This window comes from Segetibacter aerophilus, assembly GCF_007991655.1.
Classification (GTDB): Bacteria; Bacteroidota; Bacteroidia; order Chitinophagales; family Chitinophagaceae; genus Segetibacter; species Segetibacter aerophilus.
The window spans coordinates 74119-89949 of record NZ_BJYT01000004.1 but is presented as its reverse complement, the minus strand read 5'-3'; the positions used below and the strand labels follow the sequence as shown (position 1 = coordinate 89949).

The following is a 15831-nucleotide window of genomic DNA, read 5'->3' as shown; positions in this document are numbered from 1 at the left end:
TACCTTTTATTGGTTACTTCCTGTATAAACAAAGTTTTCAAGTGAAATATGCTTTCCATATATGCCGCCCCCGTTATACTGAAACTCCACGACTAGCTTTGCCGGGTTTCCTATTGCCGCGGTGTTGTCTACCAATGGCAGAGTTACCGGAGCGAAGTTTGAAAACTGATAAATAATGTTATTGCCGGACCTGGTAAACTCCAGCGCGTTAGACCTCTTTTCCCTTAACTCATAACGGTCACGGGTAGCAGTTCCGACTTCCGTTGTGTTTGCCTTGTACCTGACAATAAAGTCGCTAAAATTGATATCCCTGTTGAACTGGGCAATGATCTTTCCCGCGTTGTCAAGCACCTTCACGACCATTTTATTAGTCTCGCTCGGCATAGTGCTATTGAACGAAACCTTACCCGATACTTTCCAAACGGCAACGTTTGTGTTATTACCTAATGTCCTTGTAACACTGGCATTTTGAGGCGTGCTCCATGTGATATAAAGGTCCGGGTTATTGCGTGCCCCGTATATACGTCTGCTGGTTGTTACCTCCCAGTCAGTGCCGACATTTGAAGCCGGAGAGCGCGTCCAACCGTTTGTGTTATTGGGAAGATTAGATGAGAATTTCGGTAGCCCGGCCATCAAGTCAGACCCAACAGTGACAACTTCGCTTGTCCTTACAAAACTCGAAGGAATTGTAATGCTTTGCTCAGCAATGGTACTTATGCCGCTAATCTTCCACCTATGGGTTCCACCGTGCTGGCTTTCGTCATTTTGGTAGATGTAATAATCATTACCCTCTTTTATAAGTACAGAAGAAAAAGCGTTCCCCGCGAACTTAACATCTGCAGGCTGAGAAACCTCGTCTGAGGTAATGCCGAACTGGCCCAGCGGCAAGCCGTTATCCAGGTAATGGTTAAAGATGTTGGTCTGCCCGGGTGACTTCCAATACTCACCGTAATAGTGAGTAAATATTGAACGGTCCCTTGCGATAACAACGTCACCCTGCCCGCCCTGCTCGCTTCCGAAGTTCCCTACCTCAAACGCGTCTACGCGAGGAAAGTCACCAGTGTATGCGTCGAAATTTGATAGCTGCGTTTTCCACTTAACCGTTCCTGTTGAAATGTCAAAACCGCCAAGATGAAAAGAGTTTTGCTCACCAATTACCCTGCTTCCTTTATAAAGCGCAAGTATGCCCGTGCTTGTAACTTCTACCGGGTTGATCTTTATGCTACCGTTACGAGGCTCGCTCGCTGAGGTATTGGTATGGATTGCAATCAATACCGCTGAGCTAAACGTCGGGTTTGCCCCTGAGTACCCGGTGTGAGTGTATCGCCTGAAATACTGTGTTTCATCTACTCCCCCGTTCTGCATTTCACCAACGCTGCCGTCTTCATAAATTTTTGCAACGTGTGTGAATACTATTCCAGTGTACCGTATGCCGTTGACAGGGTCCAGCTCCACAATTTCAGTACCTCCGGCCTTCCGAAACATCATAGCATAAGTGCGCCCGTTTGAATAGGTGCGCATGTGCTTAATCTTGTCGAGAAGGTCGTAAGCTGAGTTGAACGTGCCGTCCCAGTTATACTTTAAAACCCAGCTATTTTTTATTGAACTGGTGTAGTCGACCTGGTACTCCAACATTGTGCTGATAACCCTTGAGTGATCAACCAGGTCAACAGCTAGATTGTAAGAGCGGCCGGTGTATTGTATTTGTTCAATGTACGCCGTCGCTGAACTGTAATGCAGCATCCGGAAGTTACCCGGGTCGCAAACCCAAAAAGAACCGTCAGGGGCAAAAGCAATAGATCCGTAGCCTAGCTTAGCCGCCGTCTCCTGGTCACGCTTCCAAAAGGCAAAGCGGGTATTTGTAACGGCTGGGTTTACATTGTTCCCGTTTGCGTCGCCTAATACCCACGCCGTCGCCCCCGTGTTTATGTCAAAAGCCTTTATTTGCTGGCTGCTACCGCCATCAATTACGGCCACAATAGAGCCGTTATTGCTCATGTGAATAGGCCCGGCAAATGTTGAGGCAGATGTAGTGCCGGTTGTCGTAATAGTCCCGTCGCCGTTAATAGTAGCTTTTGTGGCAGCATTGCCCGAAGCTATCCACAAGGTCGAGCCGCTTACTGTCAACGCCCCGGGACCGCCAAACGTTACCGTTTGAGCAACCGCTCCCGTGGTTTTATTTAGTACAAGGATTTGATTTAAGTTCTTTTTGGAAATAAATATGTAGTTGCTGCTTACCGCCAGCCCGGTTATTTTAGTGTCGTCCTGGTCCAAGTAACCAATCGCGCTTGCGTAGTTGTGGGCGAACTGCGGTTGAAAAGAAATACCTGCAGAAAATATGACCTCGCTTTTGTCGCTGAGTTTTGTTGCAAATACAAAAGATTTCGAAGGTTCAAAGCTGCTATGCCCGGCCCAATAAATATTCGTACCGTCGGTGGCCATGATCTCGGTATTTTGCCCTGTACCGTCGTACGGCATTGGCAGCAACTTCTTTTGAATGTCGCTCAGCAAAAATGAACCGTTACCGCCCTCACCCTCTCCATAACCGATTGCGTAGTAAGCTTTTGTTCCCGCTATAACCATGGCGATGGCGGGATCCAAGGATCTATGAACATCACCGCCCGTCTGATTGGTGGAGGTATTACCTATCACGCCCTGCCAGTCGTAAATAATATTATTGGTGGCAATTTTTGCCGTGTACTGTGCTACCGGCTGGGCCTGCAAAAGGTCGTCGGTGCCGTCCCAAACAATGTTATAAGGGCCAGCGGCCTTTACCTTAGCTGCCTCTAAAGTTCTTACCAGTGTCCCGTCAGACTTGTATATGCCGACGCTAACTGTTGAAGGCGAGGCCAGCGTATAAGTAGGAACTCCCGGAGGTGTTACCACGACGGTGTCAACAGGCGGCGTAACCGGGGCCTTTGCCGAGGTGTCTACCGCTCCAACAGGCCGCGAACGGCTGCCGGCAATAACACCTAGGTTTGACAGCTGCCCGAAGGCAAGTGAAGCCTGTAACGTAAATAATATGGCGAGTAACTTTTTCATGGCGTAATACTTCCGGCTATTTGGTAAGTGTCAGCGTTTTTAACTACTATGGTGGCAATGGCATTTAACCCCGTAAGGGCAATTGCGTTTCCCTCCGTAAGTATTCTAACTCCCGGAACTGGTGAAAACTCAACCCTGGTTCCCCCGATGTTGCTTATTGTTATCTGTGTCCCGGGTTTGAATAATGCAGGTGAGGGAAGAATTACAGTGCACTTTTTCGGGCAGTCAATATCAATCCATCTTCCGTCATCCTGCGCGGTTAGTGTGTAAGACCCACGTTGAACCGGGGCAAAGACAATCTGCTTACTGAAGTAGTCCTTATGTATGTGTATAGTGGATGCAAAAGACTTATTGGCGGTTGATACCTGTAGGTAATTCTCGAGGGTGTCGGCAGTGACTACGTCTACCAGTGACGAGTCAAGGTAGCTCTTCAGGTCCTCCGCTTTCACGTACTCGACCAAGTCGGATCGCTTCGCGTAGGCCCCGGAAAGGGCAACTGAGGATTTAACTGTCGGCTTTGAACCAGACTTCTTTTGCGCTTCCGCTGTCGCACTCAAAAGCAACAGAAGGAAAACTATATTCTTTATCACGGGGTCAATAATGTTGCAGCCCTCAGCTTCGCTTGTAGCGAATTTATCATTGCCTTGAGCTCGTTAATTAATGTTATTGCGCTTGGTAAATCCGTGGCATTGGCGCTCGCGGCATCAGCATTTGAAGCCGCGGTTTTTGCGTCGAGCTGTGACTTGATGACAAAATGATTTGATGCTGTGGCGGCTATTCCCGAAACATTGAGCGAAAATTCAACGGTGCCGTCCTCATTTATTGTCTGCCTAATGAACCCCCCGGTGCCTAGCCATATTTTTTTCGTGTCTGAATAAATTGTAAGGTTGTTCGCCGTTCCGCCTAGAATTGAATTACTTGTACCGATTTGGCCGTTTTCGGCCGATGAGGCATTATAGTACCTACTGCGGGATCCTATAAAACCGATGTCGGTAGTTGTATTGGGGCTTACATCTACTGTGTTTTGTAAAGAAGGGCTGGGCGTGGAAACCATTGTTGCGGTCCATACTCCTGGCGTTCCCGCGGTCGTACATAACCAGCTTTTAACTCCGGCTGAGGTAGGGGCGGTATTTACCACCTCGTCGCCTACCTGCCATGCTCCGTTAGTCGGCGGGGCGGTGTTAAAGTATTTTACTAGCGTTCCGTTTCTTTCTCCGATATAAGCCGCTGACGCGTACCCAGCGCCGGAAAGGGGGTTCACTACGTTTTTAAATACATTACCGAATACAGGATAAACAGGGCTAAAGGCGTCTTTTCTTATCACGATTGCATCGTGCAGAGTGTCAAACTCATTAAAGTCAACGGTGAAATTGTTTTGCTTCCCGTTTACTTGTATCTCCGGATTCAGAAATACACCGTAATAGAAGTTATTAAACTTGTTGTTTTTTATTGACCATCTAGGTTGAATAGCCCTTATAGCCGCGTTTGCTTCGGTGGCTGTTGTAGCGTCATCGCCTATGAAGGTGTTATTTGTTACCTCTCCCGGGCTTTGCTGATTTCCTGCGTCTAAAAAAACAGATTGGTAGTTATGATTATTTCTTACAAAGGTGTTCCCGATTATTTTAAGGCCGCCGCCGTTTGACAGTACATCGCCAACGTAAGAAATATCATTTCTTGCTGAATTCGTGATTTTGTTCCCCTGAACCGAAAGGTTCCTGCTTTTATTAGTTATATCAATTCCGAAATATCCCGAGTTTTCAATTACGTTGTTTGAAATTATCGCCCCTACAACGTCAGTGCTTGTATAGCTTCCGTTATAGGTAATACCACCTCTCACGCCCATATAATCCCAGACCAGGTTATTACTACAAACCACTTCGCCACCGAGCGTGTTTATGTAAATTCCCGCGCCTAGTTGGCAAAGTGTAAAATCAGTCTCCTGCCCGTTTTTAAAAAGGTTGTTATTAGTAATAACTACCCTTCCTGAAGGCGCTGGGTTACCTTGAGAGTATATCCCGGAAAGCCTGGTATTACCACAAATATTACCTGTTACAATCAGAGGGAACTTAGTTCCAGCGCCATAACTTGTTTCAATCCCATGCCTTCTTATAAGATTTGGCATGGTCACGTCTGAAACACCGTCGTCCGCCTTAGTAATACATATATTACTGGAAATGATCGCCTCGGAGTTGTTACCGTTGGCGTTAAACCAAATGCCCTGGCTGTTATTAGAAAGGCAGTAGTTGCCCGTTATAATAGCGCCCTTGCTCGGTGACGTTGAATAAAAAGCTATGTCGGTACTTTGTGAAAATCCGTACTTGTTACCGTATAAAATATTATTGGTAATCGAAACATTGTTAGAGTTCCTTATTTGTATGCCGTCGGCCTGAAAGCCAGTAATAACGCAGTCCGATATTTTGATGTTGTCGCCATTGATAAATACGCCGTTATTCTTATCGTAGTCGGTCGCTGTTCCGGTGCTTAAACCTTCGAGCCTCACTCCCCTTATTGTCGTGTTGCCGAGTACGATAAATGAGTTTTTGTTAAGCGCGGTCTGCCTTATTATTGTGCCCTCCTCGCCCTCTATAACTGTTCCAACCGGTACAGTTATTTCGTCGTTGATTATGTATGTGCCGCGAGGAAAAAACGGGTGCCTCGTGGCCGCTAAAGCTGCCCTTATTGCCGTAACGTCCACGGTTGAGCCATCGCCTTTAACGTTGAACTGCCTCACGTTTGTAACGTGCGAGAAGTCCGGCGTGGCAAGGTCTCCCACCAGGTCCCATGTGTTGGTGCCGATCTTTATTAGGGAGGCCTTAGAGTTTATGGCTCTTAACTTCAAGCTGTCGCCTGCGGTGTTAATCGTAACACCTGACGCCGCGATGAAGCTTAATTGCCCGGCCCCTGTTTGCCCTACGTTTACCTGTGTTCCAATTGGAAGCGCTACGCTGGAGTTATTAGGAACCGTAACCGTTGCGGGTGAGGGGGAGTTAACATTTAGTAAAACGCCTGAGCTGTCCGAAAGTCCAAGTGTGTAAGACGAGGTCTGTGTCTTTAGCTTAACCAGCTTATTACCCTCGAGCGCCTTTCCAATATCAATCGTTCGGTTAACCCCCCCAATAACAACTGGAGTAATTACCCCGTTCATATTGCCGTAGAAAATGGGCATCTGCGAAATCTTCTGCCCTTGCGAGAAGGAGAAGATTGACAGTAGTAAGAGGTTGAGCGATATTAATAGTCTTTTGTTCATTGCTTTTTTTAACTTTCTGGAAGTATAACTGTCCCGTCTTCTAATAGTAATCCCGCGCCTCCCTCCATTGGCTTAAACACGTTCATATCTCTTTCAATCTTGGAATTTATCATGTAGCCCTGCCCTTTTGTGATCCCGCCGGAGTTTAAGGTGTTTATCAACTTATGCGGCCTCCAGCTTACAATATTGCCGAGGCTGGAAGAGTAAACTTCAAGAGTGTCGGCTGTAGTTAGGCCGATGCTTTCCCAAGTTCCCGTTGCGGTTGCCACAACAAAATTTATCCCTTGTAGTATATTGTTTGCCATTGGTTACAGCGAGCGGTAATAACAAAGGCTAAAGGGATTCCTGTATAGTTTCCCCTTAGCCCTAAAAGGTTATTTTAGAATGATTTAGTACCGTTAATGAACTGGTCCTGGTGAGTATTGCCGGCCTTATCGGTGTACCTGAAGTAGCTACCGTTTCTGCCTGACAAGTAAGAGAATGATGCCTCTTGCTCGCCATTAACCTCAATGTCCATTGTCTGCGGTGCGCCGCCTACAACCGGTGGTGTTGCGTTGAACTCTAGCCTTTGCTGGGCGTCAATTTCTTCAGCTACTCCCGTAATGCCTGAAACTGCAGTTGGCGTTGCTGAAACGTCGAACTTAATCAGCGCGTCATACTCGGCCGGTGCAATTGGTGCTGCGAATACAGCCAAAGGAGCTTTAAAAGGTGCCGGGGTAAAGAATTCAAACCAGCTTATTTCTGCCTCCCAGATCACGCTATCGTCAACGTTCTCAGTTATCGGGTTCTTAGGTGCTACAGTTACCGGGTTACCAGTAATGTGGCCCTGTGTTCCCGTGATATAGCAGAAGTACCAGTTTGACTTACCGACCAGTGAACGGTAGTGGGGCCAGTTTTCAATATAGTTCTCGTCCTTAATCGTTGCTTTGAAATCAGATCCCTGGTACCTTTCCTTTGTGTCACCGAAGCCGGGGCCAAGCTTAGGGCTTCCCCCGTCCATGGTACCTGACAGCTCAGCAAGAATAACTACTTTGCCAGTGGCAATATGCGTATTCCACACCGTCTCGTTTCGAGGGTCGGCAGTAATTAGGTCAACGACAGACGAATGAATCCAAGCGCCCCGTCTGATCCTTGCTTTTTCCGGCAAGTCCTCGCACCCCATCGAATAATGCGGCGCAACTACTCCATCGTCGCAACTTGTGTATGTTGATATGTAAGGCATTTTTAAAAAATTATTATTGTAAAAAATGTTGTTGTGAAAAAGCCTTAAGGTGCCACGCTTACTTTTCGAGTGTTGGCCCTCCACTTCACAGTAGTTGATGCCTTACCCGTGACCGTTACAACGATGTTTGTACCCGATACAGCAACCGCGAATGTTGCTCCTGATATACCGGCGTCCGTTACTGTTGCGAGGGGTGTGCTTGCGGTGCCGAGTGTAATTGTTCCGGCGTTGTTGATATACCTTACAATGGTGCTGCCCGTGACCGTTGCGGTACCAGCGGAGTTAACACCTACGCACTGAACCTCAACAATACCCGCTTCTCCCGTTGCAATAGCAATGGTTTCAATATTTAAAGGGGTGGCGTCGGTTGTAGTAACGACCGCCTGACGACCGTAGTCAAAAAGCTTGTAAGCCGTTGTTCGCATTGTTACTTTAGAACTTGTTTGCGCATTGATAGCGGCAAACGATAAGAGACAAACCAGCGGAGTGATAAAACGTTTCATTTTTTTTTTTAAGATTTTTTATTAAATACATGGGGCTATGCAGCCTTTTTTCCATGTGCTTTCTATTCTGTATTTCATTTCAAAAAATATTACTTCCGGGTAGTTTAGCTCAACCTCTGAGAACTCCCTGGCAAGTAAACCGAGCTTGTCAAAAGAGCTTGTTCCGGGCTTTACCACTGATGTTTGCCCGGCTTGGAAGTCCATGGTAGCGGGCAGTATGCTTTTCAATATTCCCTCAATCCAGTGCGCCGGTTTTAGTACCTGGTTCCTGAAAGCGGTAACTATTAAACTCATGTTTGCCACCTCGGTATTTCTTCCGGCTTCGTCACCGAAGCCGCCTTTCGTATCAATCCCGTTTGTAATGCTGTCTATCTTATGGTATAGCTGTATTGCAAGCTGGTCATTAATCGATATTTGCATTACTTCACCCGTGTTACAAATCACTCCGGGGTATCTCATCATTGCCCCTGATTCATTATCTTCCTTTGCAACCAGTATCGTTTCAGCAATTCCGTAAGCGTGCTTCTCGCCGCCGATACAGTTAAATGAATTAACCCATCTGTCATTTAGTATTTCTACTGTTTCATCAAGAAAGGGCATCTTTAACGTATTGATTTGCTATGTTCGTAACTGCCTCAACTTCATCCGGGCTAAGAGAAAATATTCTGCCCTCCTGCTTATATGTTTTCTCAACCCACTGGCTCTTGTTGTAGTTCAAAGCGTTGGTGTAACCGATACCGTAACTCCCGCTTTTGATGGCTATGACTTTCATATCATTCTCCATCTGCCTGGTAAGTGAAGCGATAACTTTATTGTCGCTGGTCCTGTTATACTTTGGCCTTCCTTTTTCAACTTTATCTTCCCCAATGAAAACCCGTACCCTTTTACTAAGCCTTATGGTCCTGTCAGTAAAAACTCCGGCATCTTTTAGCCTGCCCTTGTTTGCACCTCTTGAAACCCGCTTTGCATTTACAAAGGACCCGGTACGAATTACCATGTACCCTTTTGAATAGGTCCCTATTTGCTTGTTTTCCGCATTGAGGCCTTTCTCGTGGATCCTTGTTTTCATCATACCCAAGACCGATGTTGCAATTACCCTGTTCAGCTTATCCATATCCTCCAGCTTTTCAAGTTTCTTGATGGTCACTTGTACCGCCTGGCCGATATTGGTTTTAATGGTGATCATGGTAACACTTCGACGTAGGTATAAACGCTTCCCGTTTCCCTTTTTTCTCCCGCATTGATAAGGGTGAGAGCCGCCTTTAGTTGAACCTGGAACTCGTTGTCGAATTCGTACTTTAACTCGGTGGCCCGGTGCTTGTCAATCGTGGTATAACGGTTAATTCTGTTGGTGTGCTTTATTTCAATCATCAGCTCCGAGCCCAGGTAGTAAATGAAAGGCATTGCTAACTTTTCAATGTTGGCGCATACCCAATCTTCGTCTACATCGCAAGAGTTGAAAAGCTCCTGCATACCCAGTTGAACTCTGATGATGAACTTCTTTATTGCTTTATCCTGTACCTCGCTCCAAACTGTTGCAAGGTCAATCTGCGACGTACTTGCTACGCTGCTTATGTGCTGCACCGGAATAGTTAACTCCCGGTTAATGAAAAGACCGGAAGGAGGCGTTACCGCTGGGATAACGCCGTCTATTCCGATATAGTCTTTTAAGCAACTCATTATGCGTTGGTAGCAGTATAACGAAGCGTTCCGTTGTTGCCTGTCAAACGGTCTGCAGCGTTGTACGCGTCAGTAGGAATATTAAACTGGTTGTAATTCGCCATTAAATCCAACACCCAACCGCGGTCAACCTGCGTTGGTACGCCGTCAATCTCAACTTCCTGAGGGCAATCAATATGCCTCAACTGAGCGTCAAACTTGAAGCTTGAAAGCTCGTTGTTGTTGCTGCTGTCAGCCAACGGAAGGTTAAGGGTAAACAACCAAGAAGAAAGCTTATCACCTCCGAAATTGCCGCCCCACTTATTGATATTGATGAACTGAACCGCGTCTCTTTGGAAAACTGCAAACTGATTAGCGCCCCACTTGCTGGTCGTGTTCCAATCCCAGTAAAGGTTCGGGAACATGTTAGGGTAATTTTGATCTTTCGTGTTCTGAGTGTTCAGATTCATTTGCATGTACACGTTGTTGATCAAACCGCTACCCACGATGTCCACATCAGTAGGCGGGATTTCATTATCCATGATATCAGTCATCAGCATCGTCATACCCTGGGCAAGAGGATTGCTAGCCGTTGACAAAGGAAAATTCACTGTCTTTGCAGTATTAAGCCCGGTAGTTACATTCTTACCGAAAGCGGCGGCCTGAGCGGTTAACAAGTCATTGTCAACGTCCTGCAGTAATCCCTGGCCTTTATCAATCACACGGTCCCACAGCTCGCGCATGATGCCCATAGGTGGCGCTGGTCTGCCAACCATAACGGTCTGCGAAGCTTCGTTTTCATACTTTCTGATTTCATCGTATGAAATGAAGGTTCCATTTTTCCTGAAAAGCAATGATGGGATTGTCGCCTCGAGGTAGCCCGGTGTTGCCTGTATGCTACAATCGTCTGTAGTTACGCTTTTACCGGCAGTACTTCTTTGCTTATACTTAATTGTCACGTTGCGAATGTGACCCTGGTTTTCGATGGATGCACTTACAAGGTTTGGGTTCCCGTTAGTGATCATACCTCTACGCAATAGCATTCTTAAATAACCCAATGGAGTTATTTTGGTAGATGGATCTACCGCGCCTGTGTAAACTTGCTTTGATGCTAAAAGCAGTCCTGGCACAAATCCGTTTGCCATGATGGTTGAAAGGAGATTTAGAGAGAGTAGCCTCTAAACTGTAATTCCTAACTCGCGAAGCTGGCCGTCAATTTCTGACACTACACCGGCATTGCTTTGGAAACTACGTTGAGGCTGCGGGGGATTGTTACCTTGTCCCGGATTAGGTGCGGGGTTGGGGTCATTTATCTGTACGAATTTGTTGGATGCAAGCACCCCGTCGACGAAGTTGTCATAATCGATCTTCTTGTTGTCTACAAAGTAGTCGATATCTGCTCCGTCTTTCCTTTGCTTAAGAACCGGGTTACCGGCCTCGTCAAAGGTTACAATGATACCTTGTTTTGCCATCTCCTGACTAATCAGTGTCTTGGCCGTAAGAATATTTATTTCAGGTGGAAGCCCGTTCTTTGGAAGAGGCTTGCCCGCTAATTTTGATTTTAAAGTAAACTCTTTTTTGTCGTTAAGGTTCGCAGTTTTAAGGTTGTCAATCTCGGTCTGATGCATCAACTTCAAATTATTCATTTGAGTGTTCGCGTTCTCGATCTCCTTCTTTAAAACATCAACCTCCGCCTTGTCCTTCGGGTCACCCGTCTTGTTGGCCTTTTCTTTGGCCGCCTTTAGCTGATCTTTCAAGCCGGCGGTAATACGGCGCACCTTCTCGTGCGTGCTCTTAATGCCCTTCAATTCGCCCTTAAAGCTGTCATCGAATTCAAAGTCGCCAACTGATCTTTCAAGCTCAGCGTCTACCCCGTTTAAGGCTTCAGCAAAAATCTTAGAACGAACGTCCGGGTTAGCTGCCGCGCTTTCCTGTGTTAGCAGGTTACGTTCAAGAGCGTTAGCAAATTCATCAGGTAGCTCAAACTGTGATACCTCAACAAAAGCAAGAAGCTTCTTTAAAGTTTCATCGTCTGGTTTGATACCGGCTTTTCCTGATAGTGAATTTAATAATACTCCGAACTTTGGCATATACAGCTATTTAAGTTAAAACGTTACTTGTTGCGGGGAGCGGGATCGAACCGCCAACCTGAGGCTTATGAGGCCTCCGAGCTACCGCTGCTCTACCCCACGGTGTTATTTATTTTCCTTTTGCCTTAGCGCCAGGAGTTTCTTTAATTTGTTCTGCAGCCGCTTGGCTGTACTCTGAATTTGAGGTAGGCGTAGTGCTTAGCTCGTTCAAAATTGCCCTTTGCTCCTGTACCTCAGGATCCTTTTTTGCAGCGGCCAAAGCGGCCCTTAGCTCTCTTATCTCCGCGTCTTTATCCTCTATTACTTTATTGATCTGCTTAGGAGCCTTAAAGTCTGGGTCAATACCACTGTTCTTTTCAACGAACTTATAAGCTTCGTCCTCCGCCATTTCCTTAAACTTAAACTGCTTGTCCTTTACCGCGTTGTTGCGGCTTTGGTAGAAGTCTTTGTTAGCAACTGGAGTTATATGAAGGCCGCCCGCGTAGTCGGTAACGAGAAGAACTTTTGACATAATTGAATGATTGTGCTATAAAAATAATCCTATTGATAATTATTTTATCTATTTGATTAATATAGGGCTAAAAACACTTACTTTGTAAGCTAAATACACAGAGCAATAACACTTCACTTATGGCGATCCTCTTGAAAAATGACAGTTTAGATAAGAAAGTAATGGACCTAATTTATACAAAGCAGCTCCAATTTAAAAAAGAAAAAGGGCGTGTTGTAAGCCTCCAGAAAACCATCGAGCGGCTTTTGAAGGAAGCTTATTTGAAAGAGGGCAAAGAGGTTGAAATTCATGAGAATTTGCATTAACAAGAGAATCAGTTTTATGAAATATACTCTACTACTCGCCCTCGTACTACTTGCCTCCTGCCAGCGCCAAGTTCAACTACCTAACAGCGCAAAGCTTACAACTGCCTTTCTTGAAAATGAAGGTTTTACGCGGCATGTAGGATACATGATAACTTACAAAAAAGGGCAGATTGAGCTAGAGGAACAAATACCAGCCGGGTTTTCGTATAACCGTAAGTGTTATAGGACGGTTGGGGACTACAGGAAAATGTATAGTTTCGAAAAACCATGAAAGTCAAATCTTAACATCCTTATTGTATGGGCCCTATTTTTAGAACCTTGCATTTCAGGATAAATCTTTGGGAGTCCAGTTATTTTTCAATAAGTCTTCAAAATATTGATTAACTCCGTTCAAGTTGTTATTCAGAGTGTTTAGTGCCGCTGTCAACTTTTCCTTGCGATAGATAGGGTGCGTTACGTCTCTTCCTCGTCCTTCAAACCCCATTCGCTCAAGTTCGCCTTTTAACATTTCAAAGTTCTTGATGAACGAAATTTTATCGCTTAACTGCCAGCGATCTCGCGAAGCTTTCAAACTACTAAAGTATTCTAAAATTCGCGAGTCGTTTCCCATTAACTGTGCCAGCAGTCCCCCTATAGATTTCGAATATAGATCAAATAAAAGGATGTCAATTTGTAAAATTTTTCGAAGGAAAGCGTTGAAAGTCTTTATAAAGTTTGCGTATTCTTTTCGAAGCTCTTGTGGATCGTCCTTATTAAGTGCCGCTTTAAGGTTTTTGATATCCTGCTGGAGGTACTTTGTCTGAAGCCGAATAGCTGAAATTGTTTTGGGAGAAAATATCTTTTTACTTGAATCCTTTTCTTCCTTTTTTACTCCTCTAATTACATTAAAGAAATCTAAAACTAGTTTTATCCCACCAGTAATAGCAGAAAATATGTCCATAACATTTGACTTTAAAACAAATAAAAATTTATTAATACCCCACCTCCTTCTGAAATTCTACAATAATATCTCGCAGGGCGTCTGCGCCTGTTTTAAAATCCGAAACATAGGAGTTGCTGATGCGATCGAAACCCTTCGCCGGCTCTTTCTTAGCCTCATCAGATTTCAAATAGAAAACCAACTCCTGAGACAAGCGTTGGAAATTCTTCATTATCGGTCTGTACTTCTCCCGCTCGCCCTCTCTAAGGAACAGTTTGAGCTGCTGGTATTTGCTTGAAAAAATAACATGAGCGGCGTAAATTTCCATAGTCAACTTTGTGATTAATTCCTTTTCTTTTTCTAGGTCACTGAGATCTTGAGTATAGAAGAGAGGAAGACCATTTGCAAAAACATCACTGAATTTCGCATAGGCTTCCTGAAATGACATTAGCGAAAGGATTTTTTTCTCAAAAAAAGCATTAAACCTTATTTCTGCTTTTTTGCTCCCCAGATCATATTGGCGTTTAATAAGGTAAAATATTAAGGCAAAAATACCCGTAAGGACAAACGCTGTCTGAGTCCAAAACGTAGTTAAAAGCTCTCTAACGGTTACCATTAAAACAAAATACAAAAATCAATTTGACATAGGTACATTGATTCATTTGGTAAAAGTTAAGGAACTGGCGCCCTACATTTACGGAAATATATTAAATGCCTGATAAGTTCTGCGAAAGCTGCGAGCACTGGGAGTTCGTCCACTCAACCTGGGGAGCTTGTAATAACGAAATGACAATTGACAGGCTTAAGGTTACTCAGGACTTTGACAGCGTCGATGATACCAGCGTAATGACAGACCGAAACTTCGGCTGCATTTTCCACGAGCACAAAGAAAAGAATGTACTTTTGAAGCTTCCTAACGCTTAAGCAATATGAATGAATTCCTCTGTATAAATGATGTTTTCACAGCTGAGCAAAAAGCTGGATTTGAAAACTTACCTGTAAAGGGAGAACGATATACATTGAAAGAAGAAGTTGTCAGCTCTATTGACAGCAAAAAAGCGTATGTGTTTTATGAGTTACCTAATCCTTGTCATCCCAATGGACAGGAGTACTCCTTCAGGCAAAGCAGATTCGTCGTAGCGAAGCCTGAAAATAAAGAAGTAGTTAAGGCAGTTGAAGAGAATTACTCAAGCTAATACTCCCTATCTAAAGCTTCAATATTTTCCGGCTCACCAACCATTAGCTTCTTATCGTGTATATACTTCAGAACCTCTTTAGCCGCCAACCTCGGGTCCTGTAAAAAGCCCTCTTCGTGACAGCGCGAGCGGGCAATGATAGAAGTCACACCTTCCACCAATTCAGGGTAAAGCTTATCCATTATTTTCTAAGGGTTGTATGTTTTTTAAGCCGTCTTTATCTTCCACAATTTATAATCGACGGACGAATAAACCGAGTCCTTTTTTGCTCTCGGAACTATCAACTCAGCAACCGCAATCATTTGGTGACCGCACGCCCAGCCACCGCGCCTCCTGATTAAATTACCTTTGTCCGTTCCTTTCATTAGCCCAGCGGGCAGGCCTGTTGACTTACTTATTCCTACTTTACCAAACTCCCCAAAGTCACCCTCCAGTATTGTTTCAAACTCGCTCACGTGAATGTACTTTTTCTCGACCGCCTTAATGCAAAAAGGCCGGGAGGTTGTAAGCAGTGACCCGGTGTAGACGTACCACTCAAGCCCTAGATCGTCAGCTACTGCCTTGTTATACTCCGCGCTGTACTGATTGATTGCTGTAGTTGAAAACGTTCTCACGTGCTGCTCTAAAGCGCCTGGAGTATTTTCGTCAGCAAGCATATACTTTCTCAGCTGCTCGGTCATATCGGCGTAAGAACCGCCGGCAGTCATATTGCTGAGCAAGATCTTTCGCATTCCCTCGGTCACTCCCGCTTGTATGCCTGTTTCAGTAAGGCCGTTTAAAGTAGTTTCAACCGCCGTTTTCCTGATTGCGTTTAGTGCCGCTTTTGGTGAAAAGTTCGACGCGAAGCTGGAGAAGTATTTATTACTTACCTCCTGAACGTCATTGTAAGAACTAACGAATTCCTTTACTTCTTTTTTATACCGGTCGTCAACAATTATCCTTTCCAGCTCAACCTTAATGTTGTTGATAAGCTTAAGGTTTTTCGTATTGTTAAGAATAGCGTCTTGCCTTGTTTCAAGCGCCTTAAGCATTCCAACCAGCTTTTTAAATACGCCGGCCTGCTTCTCGGAAGCATGGGAGGAAAGCTTGTCTACAGCCCCCTCAATCGTTTTCAGTATGGTTGAAATGTCGCTCATA

At 45.0% G+C, this 15831-nt stretch carries 20 protein-coding genes and 1 tRNA gene; 4 read left to right on the top strand and 17 right to left on the bottom strand.

All coding sequences use genetic code 11. The features are described from left to right. Positions 1–6: 6 nt before the first annotated feature. The 13 genes from SAE01_RS06405 to SAE01_RS06345 form a co-directional block, all read right to left on the bottom strand. Positions 7–3042 carry a T9SS type B sorting domain-containing protein gene (locus tag SAE01_RS06405; RefSeq protein ID WP_147202847.1) on the bottom strand — a complete coding sequence of 1012 codons (3036 nt, stop codon included), beginning with the start codon at positions 3040–3042 and terminating at the stop codon, positions 7–9. Then, positions 3039–3632, bottom strand: coding sequence for a hypothetical protein (locus SAE01_RS06400; RefSeq protein ID WP_147202846.1), 594 nt, complete (start codon positions 3630–3632; stop codon positions 3039–3041). The genes SAE01_RS06405 and SAE01_RS06400 overlap by 4 nt, the downstream gene beginning before the upstream one ends. Next, positions 3629–6289, bottom strand: coding sequence for a right-handed parallel beta-helix repeat-containing protein (locus tag SAE01_RS06395; protein WP_147202845.1), 2661 nt, complete (start codon positions 6287–6289; stop codon positions 3629–3631). The genes SAE01_RS06400 and SAE01_RS06395 overlap by 4 nt, the downstream gene beginning before the upstream one ends. Positions 6290–6297: 8 nt before the next feature. Continuing rightward, entirely contained in the window at positions 6298–6594 is a 297-nt protein-coding gene (locus SAE01_RS06390; RefSeq protein ID WP_147202844.1) for a hypothetical protein, read from the bottom strand. A gap of 74 nt (positions 6595–6668) precedes the next feature. After that, positions 6669–7511, bottom strand: a complete 843-nt coding sequence (locus SAE01_RS06385) for a hypothetical protein (protein WP_147202843.1) — start codon at positions 7509–7511, stop codon at positions 6669–6671. A 44-nt stretch (positions 7512–7555) separates the two neighbouring features. Then, on the bottom strand, positions 7556–8014 hold the full coding sequence (locus SAE01_RS06380; protein WP_147202842.1) for a hypothetical protein: 459 nt from the start codon (positions 8012–8014) through the stop codon (positions 7556–7558). Positions 8015–8035: 21 nt separating this feature from the next. Further along, positions 8036–8614, bottom strand: coding sequence for a hypothetical protein (locus SAE01_RS06375; protein ID WP_147202841.1), 579 nt, complete (start codon positions 8612–8614; stop codon positions 8036–8038). Further along, positions 8601–9200, bottom strand: coding sequence for a hypothetical protein (locus SAE01_RS06370; protein WP_147202840.1), 600 nt, complete (start codon positions 9198–9200; stop codon positions 8601–8603). The genes SAE01_RS06375 and SAE01_RS06370 overlap by 14 nt, the downstream gene beginning before the upstream one ends. After that, positions 9197–9694, bottom strand: a complete 498-nt coding sequence (locus tag SAE01_RS06365; RefSeq protein WP_147202839.1) for a hypothetical protein — start codon at positions 9692–9694, stop codon at positions 9197–9199. The genes SAE01_RS06370 and SAE01_RS06365 overlap by 4 nt, the downstream gene beginning before the upstream one ends. Next, positions 9694–10818, bottom strand: coding sequence for a hypothetical protein (locus SAE01_RS06360; protein WP_147202838.1), 1125 nt, complete (start codon positions 10816–10818; stop codon positions 9694–9696). The genes SAE01_RS06365 and SAE01_RS06360 overlap by 1 nt, the downstream gene beginning before the upstream one ends. A 33-nt stretch (positions 10819–10851) precedes the next feature. Continuing rightward, the gene (locus tag SAE01_RS06355; protein ID WP_147202837.1) at positions 10852–11763 is read right to left on the bottom strand and encodes a hypothetical protein; all 912 of its coding nucleotides are present in this window, start codon (positions 11761–11763) and stop codon (positions 10852–10854) included. Positions 11764–11793: 30 nt separating this feature from the next. Next, positions 11794–11865: transfer RNA gene (locus tag SAE01_RS06350), tRNA-Met, on the bottom strand. 7 nt (positions 11866–11872) lie between these two features. Next, the gene (locus tag SAE01_RS06345) at positions 11873–12274 is read right to left on the bottom strand and encodes a hypothetical protein (RefSeq protein ID WP_147202836.1); all 402 of its coding nucleotides are present in this window, start codon (positions 12272–12274) and stop codon (positions 11873–11875) included. 119 nt (positions 12275–12393) lie between these two features. On the opposite strand from SAE01_RS06345, the gene SAE01_RS06340 reads away from it, so the two are divergent. Then, on the top strand, positions 12394–12579 hold the full coding sequence (locus tag SAE01_RS06340) for a hypothetical protein (protein WP_147202835.1): 186 nt from the start codon (positions 12394–12396) through the stop codon (positions 12577–12579). A gap of 16 nt (positions 12580–12595) precedes the next feature. Further along, complete coding sequence (locus SAE01_RS06335; protein WP_147202834.1) at positions 12596–12850, top strand: hypothetical protein; 255 nt, start codon at positions 12596–12598, stop codon at positions 12848–12850. A gap of 54 nt (positions 12851–12904) precedes the next feature. Here SAE01_RS06335 and SAE01_RS06330 read toward each other — a convergent pair whose 3' ends face one another. Both SAE01_RS06330 and SAE01_RS06325 read right to left on the bottom strand, forming a co-directional pair. After that, the gene (locus tag SAE01_RS06330; RefSeq protein ID WP_147202833.1) at positions 12905–13519 is read right to left on the bottom strand and encodes a hypothetical protein; all 615 of its coding nucleotides are present in this window, start codon (positions 13517–13519) and stop codon (positions 12905–12907) included. 31 nt (positions 13520–13550) lie between these two features. Next, positions 13551–14129, bottom strand: a complete 579-nt coding sequence (locus SAE01_RS06325) for a hypothetical protein (RefSeq protein ID WP_147202832.1) — start codon at positions 14127–14129, stop codon at positions 13551–13553. Between the two features lie 80 nt (positions 14130–14209). On the opposite strand from SAE01_RS06325, the gene SAE01_RS06320 reads away from it, so the two are divergent. Both SAE01_RS06320 and SAE01_RS06315 read left to right on the top strand, forming a co-directional pair. Then, positions 14210–14422, top strand: a complete 213-nt coding sequence (locus tag SAE01_RS06320; RefSeq protein WP_147202831.1) for a hypothetical protein — start codon at positions 14210–14212, stop codon at positions 14420–14422. Between the two features lie 5 nt (positions 14423–14427). Next, entirely contained in the window at positions 14428–14694 is a 267-nt protein-coding gene (locus tag SAE01_RS06315) for a hypothetical protein (protein ID WP_147202830.1), read from the top strand. Here SAE01_RS06315 and SAE01_RS06310 read toward each other — a convergent pair. Then, entirely contained in the window at positions 14691–14876 is a 186-nt protein-coding gene (locus SAE01_RS06310) for a hypothetical protein (protein WP_147202829.1), read from the bottom strand. The two genes, SAE01_RS06315 and SAE01_RS06310, sit on opposite strands and share 4 nt — an antisense overlap. Positions 14877–14900: 24 nt before the next feature. Further along, the gene (locus SAE01_RS06305) at positions 14901–15830 is read right to left on the bottom strand and encodes a hypothetical protein (protein WP_147202828.1); all 930 of its coding nucleotides are present in this window, start codon (positions 15828–15830) and stop codon (positions 14901–14903) included. Position 15831: the final 1 nt, after the last annotated feature.